13 protein-coding genes are annotated in these 13048 nt (G+C 75.1%); 4 read left to right on the top strand and 9 right to left on the bottom strand.

Annotated elements, in window-relative coordinates:
* Positions 1-145 precede the first annotated feature (145 nt).
* The 3 genes from EV376_RS18180 to EV376_RS18170 all read right to left on the bottom strand — a co-directional run bounded on the left by EV376_RS18180 (position 146) and on the right by EV376_RS18170 (position 4547).
* Positions 146-487 carry a hypothetical protein gene (locus EV376_RS18180; protein ID WP_130324837.1) on the bottom strand — a complete coding sequence of 114 codons (342 nt, stop codon included), beginning with the start codon at positions 485-487 and terminating at the stop codon, positions 146-148.
* 246 nt (positions 488-733) lie between these two features.
* A complete protein-coding gene (locus EV376_RS18175; protein ID WP_130324835.1) occupies positions 734-1612 on the bottom strand; it encodes an MHYT domain-containing protein in 879 nt (292 codons plus the stop codon).
* Between the two features lie 166 nt (positions 1613-1778).
* A complete protein-coding gene (locus EV376_RS18170; protein ID WP_130324833.1) occupies positions 1779-4547 on the bottom strand; it encodes a DEAD/DEAH box helicase in 2769 nt (922 codons plus the stop codon).
* 88 nt (positions 4548-4635) lie between these two features.
* Here EV376_RS18170 and EV376_RS18165 point away from each other — a divergent pair, with 88 nt between their 5' ends.
* Both EV376_RS18165 and EV376_RS18160 read left to right on the top strand, forming a co-directional pair.
* Positions 4636-5406 (top strand): HAD-IA family hydrolase, encoded by a 771-nt coding sequence (locus EV376_RS18165; RefSeq protein WP_207228196.1) that lies wholly within the window; start codon positions 4636-4638, stop codon positions 5404-5406.
* A gap of 33 nt (positions 5407-5439) precedes the next feature.
* Positions 5440-6354: an EamA family transporter gene (locus EV376_RS18160; protein WP_207228194.1), complete on the top strand. Its 915-nt coding sequence runs from the start codon at positions 5440-5442 to the stop codon at positions 6352-6354.
* On the opposite strand, the gene EV376_RS18155 is transcribed toward EV376_RS18160, so the two are convergent.
* Positions 6317-7249, bottom strand: a complete 933-nt coding sequence (locus tag EV376_RS18155) for a diacylglycerol kinase (protein WP_486482678.1) — start codon at positions 7247-7249, stop codon at positions 6317-6319. The genes EV376_RS18160 and EV376_RS18155 overlap by 38 nt on opposite strands.
* Positions 7250-7377: 128 nt before the next feature.
* On the opposite strand from EV376_RS18155, the gene EV376_RS18150 reads away from it, so the two are divergent.
* Complete coding sequence (locus EV376_RS18150) at positions 7378-8187, top strand: formate/nitrite transporter family protein (RefSeq protein WP_130324827.1); 810 nt, start codon at positions 7378-7380, stop codon at positions 8185-8187.
* Between the two features lie 67 nt (positions 8188-8254).
* On the opposite strand, the gene tatC is transcribed toward EV376_RS18150, so the two are convergent.
* The 5 genes from tatC to EV376_RS18125 form a co-directional block, all read right to left on the bottom strand.
* A complete protein-coding gene (gene tatC / locus EV376_RS18145) occupies positions 8255-9205 on the bottom strand; it encodes a twin-arginine translocase subunit TatC (protein ID WP_130324825.1) in 951 nt (316 codons plus the stop codon).
* An 18-nt stretch (positions 9206-9223) separates the two neighbouring features.
* Positions 9224-9502, bottom strand: coding sequence for a Sec-independent protein translocase subunit TatA (tatA, locus tag EV376_RS18140; RefSeq protein WP_130324823.1), 279 nt, complete (start codon positions 9500-9502; stop codon positions 9224-9226).
* Between the two features lie 208 nt (positions 9503-9710).
* On the bottom strand, positions 9711-9959 hold the full coding sequence (locus EV376_RS18135; protein WP_130324821.1) for a hypothetical protein: 249 nt from the start codon (positions 9957-9959) through the stop codon (positions 9711-9713).
* 10 nt (positions 9960-9969) lie between these two features.
* Positions 9970-11007 (bottom strand): helix-turn-helix transcriptional regulator, encoded by a 1038-nt coding sequence (locus EV376_RS18130; RefSeq protein WP_130324819.1) that lies wholly within the window; start codon positions 11005-11007, stop codon positions 9970-9972.
* The gene (locus EV376_RS18125) at positions 11004-12002 is read right to left on the bottom strand and encodes a WYL domain-containing protein (protein WP_130324817.1); all 999 of its coding nucleotides are present in this window, start codon (positions 12000-12002) and stop codon (positions 11004-11006) included. The genes EV376_RS18130 and EV376_RS18125 overlap by 4 nt, the downstream gene beginning before the upstream one ends.
* A gap of 101 nt (positions 12003-12103) precedes the next feature.
* Between EV376_RS18125 and EV376_RS18120 the strand changes: the two genes are divergently transcribed.
* Complete coding sequence (locus tag EV376_RS18120) at positions 12104-13048, top strand: cation diffusion facilitator family transporter (RefSeq protein ID WP_130324815.1); 945 nt, start codon at positions 12104-12106, stop codon at positions 13046-13048.

Raw genomic sequence — 13048 nt, 5'->3', positions numbered from 1 at the left:
TCGCCGACGAGCGCGGCAGCGTGCCTGCCCCTGGTCCGCCGCCTGCTGGACGACTCCGTGGCGTGGTACGTCTCCAGCCACAGCCCGCCGATGTCCCTGGCCGAGGCGCGGGCGGCGGTCGCCTGACGGCGCGGCAGGCGGTCGTTCAGCGGGCGCGGCGCTCCGGGTGGGCCCGATTCCAGGCGCGCATCCGCTCCGGGTAGCCCGTCTTCGCCGCCTCGTACAGCGGCAGGGCCAGCCGGTTCGCGAGTGCCGCCGCGATCCGCGGCGACCCGGTGCGGCGGCGGATCCACTCGCCGTCGTGGGCGATCGCCACCACCGTCGTGTCGGTCGCGGTGGTCTCCGGCTCCAGGTAGAACTCCACGCCGCTGCGGCTGGCCACGAACGCCTCCAGAGCCGCCAGGTCCTCGCGCGTCCCCTCCCGGTCGAGCTTCGTCGGGACCCCGTCGGATCCCCGGGTCCGCGACCGCCGGCTGAACCAGCCCATGGCGACCTCCTCTCCTCGGCCCGGCCTCCAGTGCAGCACCTGTTCCTGGCAGTCTCCTGTACGCCACCTGCTGACCCGGTGCCGCTAGGGTGCGCGGGTGCACGAGACGACGATCGACGCGGTACGGGACAACGCCGGCTGGTGCGACCTGGTGTGCCGCACGCACGGCCTGATCGGGGTGACCGACGACGACGCCTGGTCGGTGCCCCACCGGTCGCCGACCTGGTACCCGGACGCGGTGCGGGGTCAGCGGGGCGTGTGGTCCCGGCGGGACGGGAACGGCGTGCCGCCCCGCCCAAGCGTCGTGCGCGCCCGCAGGCCGACCGGGTCGGCCGTCGCCGCCGCCGGGGCCGGCTCGGGCAGCCGGCGGGCGTCCAGGTACGCGGCCGCCGCCCGGTCCTCGTCGGTCGGGGCGGCGAGCAGCGCGTACACGAGGCCCACGACGACCAGGATCACCGCCAGGACGATCGGCACCAGCAGGGTGCTCACCTCGGCGCCGGTGATCTCGCGCTGCGTGTCGTGCAGGTGCACCGACAGGGCACTCATCCCGGTGAAGTGCATGCCGTTGACCGCGACGCCCATCACCAGCGCGGACCCGGCGACGGCCAGGACGCGGCGCACCGTCACGGCGAGCCACAGCGCGACGGTGGCCGCGACCACCGCGATGACCACCGAGGCGATCACACGGGTCCGGTCGTACCGGAGGTCCCCGCCGAGCCGCATCGCCGCCATGCCGGTGTAGTGCATCGCCGCCACCCCGGCGCCGGTGAGCAGGCCGCCGGCGAGGATCCGCGGCACCGAGAGCCGGCCGGTGCCGGCGACAGCCAGCCCGATGCCGACGGCCACCACGGCGAAGACCGCGCTGGCCGCGGTGATCGGCACGTCGTACCGGATGCGGGTCCCCTCGACCGCGAAGCCGAGCATCGCCATGAAGTGCATCGTCCAGATGGCCGTGCCGCCGATCGCGAGCGCGGCGAGCGTCCCCCACCACGCCCGCTGCCGCCCGGTCCCGGCGCGGCGGATCCGGCCGACGCAGACGAGCCCGAGAAAGGAGCCGAGCACGGACAGCGCGTAGCTCAGCGCGGGTGTGATCCACCCGTACTCGAAGTGATTTATCTCCGCCACAGCGGTATTCCCCCCAGACAAGATACTGGCGCGTAACTTTGCGCCCCAGCAATGATCGGGGACCGTCCCACCTGCCGCAACAGCGTCTTTCTGACACTTCGGACCGTGCCGGGGCAGTGACCAAGAGATGCGTCGATTGCCGACCGGCAACTACGATGCGTGACTGTCAGGCGGTCGCCTGGTACGCGAGCACGCCCCGGTTGACGGCGGCGATGGCCTGCCGGGCGGTGCTCCGCAGCTCGGCCGAGGCGCCCCCGGAGTCGGCCAGCTGGCCCAGCAGGTCGACGACCTGCCGCGCCCACCGGACGAAGTCCCCCGCCGGCATCTCGCCGTCGATCTCGTGCCCGCTGGCGAGCACCTTCGCGAGGGCCTCACCGCGCGCCCAGCGGTAGACCGGCCAGGCGAAGCCCAGATCCGGCTCGCGCGTGACCGCCAGGCCCCGGGCCGCCTCGTCGGCCTCGATCTCGCCCCAGAGCTTCAACGTCTCGTCGACCGCCTCGGCCACCGCGCCCCGCGGCAGCGACGCCCGCTCGTCGACGTCCCGGCGGGCCTCGAAGACCACCACCGACACCGCCGACGCCAGCTCGGCCGGGCTGAGCCCGTCCCAGACGCCACGGCGCAGGCACTCCGCGACCAGCAGGTCCGCCTCGGTCCAGATCCGGCCCAGCATCCGCCCGGCGTCGGTGACCGTCCCGTCCGGTGACAGGTAGCCGCGGGCGGTCAGCAGCGCCACGATCCGGTCGAACGTCCGCGCCAGCGACCCGGTGCGCCCGGCCACCCGCTGACGCAGCTCCTCGGTGTCCTTCTCCAGCCGGCGGCGGCGCTCCGCCCAGCGGGCGTGCTCCTCCCGGTCCGGGCAGGCGTGACAGGGGTGGCGGCGCAACTCGGTGCGGAGCTGGCTCAGCCGGTGGTCCTCCCCCGCCGCCTGCCGGGACCGGCCGCCCCGCCGGCCGCCGTGCCGGTCCAGGCCGGTGCCGCTGACCTCGGCGGCCAGGTCCCGCCGGGCGGCCGGCGAACGGTGGTTGAAGTGCTTGGGGACCCGGATCCGGGCGAGCACCTCGGCGGGTGTGGTGAAGTCACCCGGGCTGACCCGCCCGGCCCACCGGTCCTGGGTGAGCACCAGCGGGCGCGGCTCCCCGAAGCCGCCCGTCGCCGGGTCCAGCACGACCGCGAGGCCGGCCCGCCGCCCGGACGGCACCCGGATCACGTCACCCACCCGCAGCCGCTCCAGCGAGGCGATCGCCGCCGCCTTGCGCTGGGTCTGCCCCTGCCGGGCGATGGCCCGCTCCCGGTCGGCGATCGCCACCCGCAGCGCGAAGTACTCGTCGAAGTCGCCGTGGTGGCAGGCCGCGTCCGCGCCGTACGCCTCGATCGTCTCGGTGTTGCGCTGCACCTGCCGCGCCAGGCCGACCACCGACCGGTCCGCCTGGAACTGCGCGAACGAGGACTCCAGCAGCGCCCGGGCGGGCTCCGCGCCGACCGTGCCGACCAGGTTGACCGCCATGTTGTACGACGGCCGGAAGCTGGAGCGCAGCGGGTAGGTGCGGGTCGAGGCGAGACCGGCCACGTGCCGCGGGTCCGTCTCCGGGGACCACACCACCACGGCGTGCCCCTCCACGTCGATGCCGCGGCGGCCGGCACGCCCGGTGAGCTGCGTGTACTCCCCCGGCGTCAGGTCCACGTGCGCCTCGCCGTTGTACTTCACGAGGCGCTCCAGGACCACGCAGCGGGCCGGCATGTTGATGCCCAGCGCCAGCGTCTCGGTGGCGAACACGGCCTTGACCAGGCCCCGGACGAACAGCTCCTCGACGACCTCCTTGAACGCGGGCAGCATGCCCGCGTGGTGCGCGGCGAGACCCCGCTCCAGCCCGTCGAGCCACTCCCAGTAGCCCAGCACCGACAGGTCCTCACCGGGGATCGCGGTCACCCGGCTCTCGACCACCCGGCGGATCTCCGCCCGCTCCTCCGGGTTGGTCAGCCGCAGCCCGGCCGCGAGGCACTGCTGCACCGCCGCGTCGCAGCCGGCCCGGCTGAAGACGAACAGGATCGCCGGCAGCAGCCCCTCCCGGTCCAGCCGGTCGACGATGTCCGGGCGCATCGGCCCCCGCCAGCGCGGCCCGCGCCGCCCGCCGCCGGGGCCGGCGCTGCGCCCCTCCCCCAGCTCCAGGCGGCGCATCGTGTCGCGGGTGTAGCGCAGCAGCTCCGGGTGCACGTCGTGCTTGCGCGCGGCGTCGGCGTCGTGGAACAGGTCGAACATCCGCCGGCCGACCAGCATGTGCTGCCACAGCGGCACCGGCCGGTGCTCGCTGACCACCACGGCGGTCTCGCCGCGCACGGTGACCAGCCAGTCGGCGAACTCCTCCGCGTTGGACACCGTCGCCGACAGCGAGACCAGCGTGACCGACGCGGGCAGGTGGATGATCACCTCTTCCCACACGCCGCCGCGGAACCGGTCGGCGAGATAGTGCACCTCGTCCATCACCACGTACGCCAGCCCCTCGAGGGTGGCCGAGCCGGCGTAGAGCATGTTGCGCAGCACCTCGGTGGTCATCACGACCACCGGCGCGTCCCCGTTGATCGCATTGTCGCCGGTGAGCAGGCCGACCTGCTCGGCGCCGTAGCGGTCGACCAGGTCGTGGTACTTCTGGTTCGACAGCGCCTTGATCGGCGTGGTGTAGAAACACTTGCGCCGGCCGCCGTCCGCGCCGCCGCGCAGCGCCAGGTGGACGGCGAACTCGCCGACCACCGTCTTGCCGGCACCGGTCGGGGCGCACACCAGGACGCCGCTGCCCCGCTCCAGGGCCTGGCACGCCTCGCGTTGGAAGTCGTCGAGGTCGAACCCCAGGTCGAGGGCGAACTCGTCCAGCGCCGGGAACTGGGAGGCCTGCGCGGCCCGGCGGCGCGCCGCGGCGTACCGCTCGGCGGGGCTCGACATGTGACCAAGATTAGTGCGTGCCGCCCCGGGACACCCCACAAGGCCGTCCCGTCCGGGCCGGTCCGGGGCGATCGGTAGGGTGCACGGCGTGCCGGACCGTACCGAACCCGCCCAGACGCCCGCCCCGGGCAACGCCGACGCGCCCGCCGGCCCGGCCGCCTCCCGCCGGCCCGTGGAGGCGGTGCTCTTCGACTTCCACGGCACCCTCGCCCAGGTGGAGGAGGCCACCGCGTGGGTGACCGCGGCGGCCGCCGCCTGCGGGGTCACGCTGGACCGGATGCGCGCCACCGCGCTCGCCGACCGGCTGCTCACCGCCGGCCGGGCCGGCGGACCGCTGCCGGCCCGGGTGCCGCCCGCCCTGGCCGAGCTGTGGGCCGACCGGGACCTCTACCCGCACGCCCACCGCGGCGCGTACACCGGCCTGGCGGCGACGGTCGACGCCGGCATCGACGGTCTCGCCGACGCGCTCTACGAGCGGCTGCTGGTGCCCGACGGCTGGGTGCCGTACCCGGACACCGCTCCCACCCTCGCCGCACTGCGCACCGCCGGCGTGCGGGTGGGCGTGGTCAGCAACATCGGGTTCGACATCCGGCCGCTGTTCGCCGCCTGGGGGCTGGCCGACCTGGTCGACACGTTCGTGCTGTCGTACGAGGTGGGCCGCTGCAAGCCCGACCCGGGCATCTTCCTGCGCGCCTGCGGGATGCTGGCCGTCGACCCGGAGCGCGCGCTGATGGTCGGCGACACCCCGGCCGACGCGGCGGCGGTGACGGCCGGCTGCGCGGCGCTGGTGCTCCCGGCCGCCGACGCCGGCCGTCCGAGCGGCCTGGGTGCGGTGCTGGACCTGGCCCTCCCGGGCTGACCCACCGGCGGCGGGGCACCTAGGGTCGAGATCGTGACCGACACCCTGGTGCCCGACCGGCCGGCGCCCGACCCGCCGGCCCGCCGACCGCTCGGCCGTATCGGTCCGGTCGGGCTCGTGCTCGGCGGGGCGCTGTCGGTGCAGTTCGGGTCGGCCGTCGCCGCCCTGCTCTTCCCGCGGTCCGGGGTCGCCGGGGCGGTGACCCTGCGGCTGACCGTCGCCGCCGTCCTGCTGCTGGCGGTGTGCCGGCCCCGGCTGCGCGGGTACCGCCGGGCCGACTGGGTGGCCGCCGCCGCGTTCGGCATCGCGCTGGCCGGCATGAACTCGCTGTTCTACCAGGCCATCGAGCGCATCCCGCTCGGCCCGGCGGTCACCCTCGAGGTGCTCGGCCCGCTGACGCTGTCGGTGCTGGCCGCCCGCCGGGCGGCCAGCTGGTTGTGCGCCGCGCTCGCGCTCGCCGGCGTGGCCCTGCTCGGCCAGGGCGGGTTCGACCGGCTCAACCCGGCCGGTGCCGCGCTCGCCCTCGCCGCGGGAGCGATGTGGGCGGCGTACATCGTGACCAGCGCCCGGGTCGGCCGCTGCTTCCCGGGAGCCGACGGCCTCGCCCTGGCCCTGGTCATCGCCGCGCTGCTCACCCTGCCGGCCGGCCTGGCCAGCGGTGGTACCGCGCTGCTGGACCCGGGCGTGCTGGCGCTGGGCGGCGCGGTCGCCGTGCTGTCCTCGGTGGCCCCCTACACCATGGAGCTGCTGGCGCTGCGCCGGCTGCCCACCGGCACCTTCGCGGTGCTGATGAGCCTCGGCCCGGCCATCGCCGCCCTCGCCGGCTGGCTGGTGCTGCGCCAGGCCCTGACCGCCGTGGAGGTGCTCGCGATCGGGCTGGTCATCGCCGCGAGTGTCGGGGCGGTCCGGGTCAGCGCAGCAGCCGCACCGCCCCCGGGACCGCGCTGATCGTCACCGGCAGGTCGATCGCCCGCTCGCCGTCGGCGTACGTGGTGATGCCCTCCGCGGCGATCTCCACCGTCCGCGCCCGGTAGCTGCGCACGAGCGGATGCTCAACGTGCGTGCCCCGGTAGATGCGCGGCTTCACCCGGATCAGAGTGCGCCGGTCGAACCGCCCGCCCACCACCACGTCGAGCAGCCCGTCGGTCGGGTCGGCGGCCGGGCAGATCCGCATGCCGCCGCCATAGGACGGGCAGTTGCCGACGGCCACCAGCACGGCGTCGGTCTCGTGGGTCTCCCCGTCGAGGCGCAGCGTGTAGCGGCGGGCACGCAGCCGGGCCAGCTCCACCAGGATCGCCAGGTCGTAGCGGCGCGGACCGCGCGGCCAGCGCATCCGGTTGGCCCGCTCGTTGACGATCGCGTCGAAGCCGGCCGCGAGCACCGCCCCGTACCAGCGGTGCGTGCCGTCGGCCGCGGTGATCCGGGCCAGGTCGACCGGGCGGGACCGGCCCTCGCGCAGGGCCGCGACGAGCGCGTCGACAGCGGCCAGGGGGTCGTCCGGGAAGCCGGTGTCGACGGCGAAGTCGTTGCCGGTCCCCGCCGGCACCGCGCCGAACGGCACCGACGTGCCGGCCACCGCCTGCAGGGCCAGGTGGACCGTGCCGTCACCGCCGACCGCCACCAGGGCGGCCGCGCCGTCCGCCACGGCCTCGTGGCAGGCCGCCTGGGCCTGCACCGGGGTACGCGCGTCCAGCACCCGCACCGGGCGCCCGCCCTCGGCGAGGCGGTCCAGCAGCCGGGGCAGCAGCCCCCGGTGGCGGCCCCGACCGGCGGTGGGGTTCGCCAGGACGGCCACCGGACGGTCGGCCGCGGGAAGGTGATCGTCTGCGGTCACGGCGAGCACCGTACCGGGCGGGCCGGCACGCCGGGCATCCCCCGCCCGTCCTGGGCGCGCTCGGCGGACGGCGCCGCACGGCACGTCCGGTGGCGGCCCCGCGGGCATAGCGGCCGGCGCAGCGGGGACACCGCGGCATGCCCGCGCGTTCCGGCCAAGACTTCCCGCGCCCCCGGCAACCGGAACCGGAGATCGAGGAGGCCTTCGACCGGCTCCTCCAGGAGGGCGCCGTACGGCTGGCCCGCCCGTGGCTCTCCCTGACGGCCACCGGAACCCTCGGCGGAATCGACGTCGGGACCGGCGTGCTGGCGTACCTCCTGGTCGAACACTCCACCGGTCAGCCCCTGCTGGCCGGACTCGCCTTCAGCATCGGTTTCGTGGCTCTGCTGCTGGCCCGCAGCGAGCTGTTCACCGAGAACTTCCTGGTGCCGGTGACGGCGGTCGCCGCCCGCCGGGCCCGGTTGCGGGCGCTGGCCCGGCTCTGGGCGGTCACGCTCACCGGCAACCTGGCCGGCGGGTGGCTCGTGGCGTGGCTGATCACCCGCGCCTACCCCGAGCTGCGGGCCACCGCCACCGCCGTGGGCACCCACTACGCCGACCTCGGCGTCAACGCGCGGTCGTTCGTCCTCGCCGTGCTCGCCGGCATGGTGATCACCCTGATGACCCGGACCCAGTACGCCACCGAAGCGCTCGGCCTGCGGCTGGTGGCGGCGGTCCTGTTCGGCGCGCTCCTCGCCGCGGGCCAGCTCTTTCACAGCGTGCTCGACTCGATCTTCATGTTCGCCGCGCTGACCGCCGGTGACGCGCCCTTCGGCTACCTCGACTGGCTGGGCGCGCTGGCGTGGTCCGCCGCCGGGAACGTGATCGGTGGGGTCGGGCTGGTCGCCATGCTGCGGGTGATCCGGGTGCCGCACCGGCTGGCCGAGGAACGTGCCCGACCCACCTGACCCGGCCGGGCAGGAACCCGGGGAACCACCCGCGGCGGGGCGGCTCCCCGGGTCGACGTCGAACCGGTCAGGTCATCTCGTCGTAGCGGCGGTCGATCGGGGCGGGCGCCGCGACCGGCTCGGGCGCGGCGACCGGCGCGGACGCCTCGACCGGCGCCCCGGCTTCGACCGGCTGGTTGTCGAACTCCAGCGGCGACACCTCGTCGTCGGCGAGGCCGGCGTAGACCTCCTTGCCGCGCCCCTTGCGCCGGTCGTTGAGGAACGCCACCCCGACCGCGATGAAATACAGCAGGCACAGACAGAGCGCCAGCAGCGTCATCCCGAACGGGCCCGGATCCGGGGTGGCCACCGCCGCGAACGCGAAGCAGATGAACACGACGACCCGCCACCAGCTGAGCAGCCGCCGGGCGCTCACCACCCCGGTGAAGTTGAGCATCAGCAGCGTCAGCGGGAACTCGAACGCCACCCCGAAGAGCAGGATCATCGTGGTGACGAAGGAGATGTACCGGGTGACCTCCAGCTGCGAGTCGGTGCCGGTGACGCCGGCCTCCAGCAGGAACGCCAGGCCCTTGTCGACGACCAGGTAGGCGAGCACCGCGCCGGCGGCGAACAGCGGCGCCGCGATCGTGACGAAGACGTACGCCCACTTGCGCTCGTGCCGGTGCAGGCCGGGGGCGATGAACGCCCACAGCTGGTAGAGCCAGACCGGGCCACCGAGGATCAACCCGATCCAGAGCGCCAGCTTGAGCTTGAGGATGAAGCCGTCCGCGGGCGCCAGCATCAGGAACTTCTGACACTCGCCGTCGACCATCGAGCCCGGTAGCCGGCAGTACGGCTGACTCAGCAGCTCGAACGCCGGCTGGGCGAGCAGAAAACCGCCGATCAGCCCGACCAGGATCGCCAGGGAGGCGCGGAACAGCCGGGTGCGCAGCTCACGGAAGTGCTCGATCAGGGTCATCGAGCCGTCGGCGGCCCGCTCGAAGTTGCTCGGGCCGCGCTTGCGCAGGGCGAAGGCCACGGTGCTCGGGCCCTTCGGTCAGTTGTCGCGCGAGCGCTGCACCGGGTCGACGACCGGCTGCTGCTGCGGCGGGGCCTGGTAGGGCGCCTGCTGCGGCGGCAGCGGCTGGTAGCCGGCCTGCGCGTCGGCCTTCTCGGCCAGGTCACGGTCGTCGTCGGCGAGGCTCTTGGTCTCGGCCTTGATGATCCGCAGCGAACGGCCCAGCGAGCGGGCCGCGTCGGGGAGCCGCTTCGCGCCGAACAGCAGGATCAGCACGACCACGAGTACGGCGATGTGCCACGGCTTGAGGGCACTCATGGGAAGCTCCAGTCGCTCTGTGTCGGGCAGGGGTGGTCCGCAGCCCATCGTACGTGCGTCCCGGGTCGTTGCCACCCGCCGGGAGGGCGGGCAGATCGTCCCCGGCCGGTGAAGTCTTGACCAATCCCCGATGTCCCGTCAACCACCCGCCGGTGCCGTTGATTGCGCGAATCCGGCCCCGATCGCGCACCGGCGCGACAAGGATCGATCAGCGGCCGCGCTTCGCCTGGATCACGGCGACCCGCTGCTGCGCGGTCTCCAGCCGCTCCTGCAGCCCCTCGGCGCGCGCCTGGAGCGCCTGCGCCGCCGCCTGGAGCGCCGCCGCCTCGCCGGCCCGCCGCTGCAGCGCCAGCGCGGCGCGGCGCAGCCGCGGCAGCCGCGCCAGCACCGGCCGGACGGCCAGCCCGAGCGCCACGAGCGGGACGACCACCAGCGCGACCACGATCCACGTCACCACGGCGGTCAGCCTACTGGCTGGACGGCACCGCCGCCGGGTCCGCCACCGGCGGGTCGGCCGCGGCGCGCGGGGGCGGCGGCGTCGCGTACGCGTCGAGGGCCGCGACCGCCGCCGCGTGCACCTGCGCGGCCAGCTCGGCCGGGGCGACCACGGTCACGTCCGGGCCCAGGCCCAGCACGAACCGACGTGCCCAGCCCAGGTCGGTGACCCGCAGCGAGACCAGCCACTGGTCGCCGTCGCCCTCCTCGACCCGCTCGCACGGGTAGTACTCGGTGATCCACCGCTCGCCGCGCCCGACCCGCAGGGTGACCAGCGGCAGGTCCGGCGACGGCCGGAACACGCCCGCGCTCAGGTCGTGCGGCACGGCCTGCGGGGGCACCCGCGCCGGCTCGTCCAGCGGCGTCACCGCGTCGATCCGGTCGGCCCGGAACAGTCGCATCCCCTCGGCCCGCCGGCACCACGCCTCCACGTACGCCCGGCCGCCGACCATCAGCATCCGCAGCGGGTCGACGACCCGCTCGGTGGTCTCGTCCCGGGCGGCGGTGTAGTAGGTGATCCGCAGCGCCCGGCCGCTCTCCACCGCCGTCCGCAGCTCGGCCACCCGGCGGGTGTCCGCCGGCAGGCGCACCTCGACCGGGGCGCCCAGCAGGTCACCCGCCGCGTTCTCGATCTTCGCCAGGGCCCGTTCCACGGCCTCCCGGTTGGCCACCCCCGGCGTCTCGGCCAGCATCCGCAGCGCCACCACCAGGGCGAGGGCCTCGTCCGGGGTGAGCCGCAGCGGCCGGTCGATGCCGGCGTCGTAGGTGATCGTCACCCGGTCGCCGTCGAAGGCCATGTCGATCAGGTCGCCCGGCCCGTACCCGGGCAGCCCGCACACCCACAGCAGCTCCAGGTCCTCCCGGAGCTGCCGCTCGGTGACGCCCAGGTCGGCGGCCGCCTCGGCGATCTCGATCCCGGGCCGGGCCAGCAGGTAGGGCACCAGGTTGAGCAGCCGGGCCAGCCGGTCGGCGGAGGTCCGCGAGCCACCGCGGACGGCGGGCCGGCTCACCGCGCACCCCCGGCGACGGCCAGCTCGTCGTGGCGGGCGGCGATCTCCTTGAGCCGCTGGATGACCGCCTCCCGCACCTCCGGCGGGTCGAGCACCCGCACGTCCGGGCCGTACCCGACGAGTTGGCCGGCGAGCGACTCCGGATCGGCGTACGGCAGGACGAGCCGGTCGCCGTCCGGCCCGGCGCTGGTCTCCACCGCCCAGCGGCGCAGCCCGGCGGCCCGGCCGGGGACGGCGAGCACCGTCGCCCGCCCGGTGCGCTCCACCGGGCCGGACCAGCGGGCCACGTGGCTGATCAGATCCACCCCGACGGGCGGCTCGTACGCGCCCGGCCGGCCGATCACCCGGACCGCCCCCACCACCCGGGACAGGCGGAAGCAGCGGGTCGCCGCCCGGTCCAGGTCGTGACCGACCACGTACCACCGGCCGCGCCAGCAGACGACGCCCCACGGCTGCAGCCGGCGGCGGGACGGCTCGTCCCGGTCCGGCACCCGGTAGTCGAAGGTCACCTCGCGCCGGTCCCGGGCGGCGGCGGTCAGCGGCGCGAAGGCCGGGTCGACGGTGACCATCGGCTCCAGCCCGAGGGTGGCCTGCGGGTCGACGTCCACGCCGGCGGCGCGCAGCTTGGCCAGCCCGGAGGAGGCGGCGGCGGCCAGGCCGGCGTGCTGCCACAGCCGGGCGGCGATGCCCACCGCGGCGGCCTCGTCCGGTTCGAGGGGGATCTCGGGCAGCGCGTACTCCCGCCGGGCGATCCGGTAGCCGGGCTCGACGTCGAAGGCGCTGGCCGTGCCCGTCTCCAGCGGGACGCCGAGCTCGCGCAGCTCGGCCTTGTCCCGCTCGAACTTGCGCTGGAACGCCTCGTGGTCACGCGCGTCGTGCGGATCGTGCTCGTAACCGGGCACGGTCGCGGCGATCTGCGCGGCGGTCAGGAACCGTCGCGTGGACAGCAGGCAGATCACCAGGTTGACCAGGCGTTCGGTGCGGGTCCGCGACACGGTACGACGCTAGCAGCCGCCGGCCCGAACAGGTGTACCCACGCGCCGCGCGTCGCGGCGGTCACGCCGCGTGCGACCATGGCCGGCCGTAGGGTGACCGGGTGACCGAGGGCAGGGCCGAGAGCGTCGGCACCGTGGTGGTCGCGGGCGCGGCCAACCTCGCCATCGCGGTCGCGAAGCTCGTCGCCGGGCTGATCTCTGGCTCCGCGGCGATGCTCTCCGAGGCCGTCCACTCGGTGGCCGACACCACCAACGAGGTGCTGCTCTACCTGGCGCTGCGCCGGGGCGCACGGCCCGCGGACGTCCGGCACCCCTTCGGGTACGGCAAGGAGAGCTACGTCTGGGCGTTCCTCGCCGCCCTGTTCACCTTCGTCGCCGGGGCGGGCTTCGCGATCACCCACGGCGTCACCACGATCCTGGTGCACGAGCACAGCGGCGACTACCTCGTCTCGTACGTCGTCCTGGCCGTCTCGTTCACCATCGAGTCGATCTCGTTCGCCCGGGCGGCCCGCCAGGTGCGCAGGGCGTCCCGCCGGTGGCGCACCACTCCCCGCCGGTTCCTGCGCGTCACCTCCGACACCACCGTCAAGGCGGTGTTCCTGGAGGACAGCGCCGCGCTGATCGGGCTGCTGCTGGCCGCCGCCGGGGTCGCCCTGTCCGAGCTGACCGGCGAGGAGCTCTACGACGGGATCGCCTCGGTCCTCATCGGCGTCCTGCTGCTGGTGGTGGCGAGCACCCTCGCGTACAGCAACATCAGCCTGCTGGTCGGCCGGGCGGTCCCGGCGCGGCTGCGCCGGGAGATCGCCGACGAGGTGGCCGCCCTGCCCGCGGTCCGGGGCATCGAGACGCTGCTCACCATGCAGCTCGGCCCGGCGAACATCCTGGTCGCCGCCACGGTCGACTTCGACGACGACGCGTCCGGCGCGACCATCGAGGCCGCCGCCGACGAGGCCGCGCGGCGGCTCACCGCCCGCTACCCGGAGATCCGGTACGTCTTCCTCGACCCCACCACCCCGGGCGCCGGGCACCACCACCCCGGCCGTTAG

The sequence above is a fragment of the Micromonospora sp. CNZ295 genome (assembly GCF_004217535.1).
This window is presented reverse-complemented; position numbering and strand designations above follow the sequence as displayed.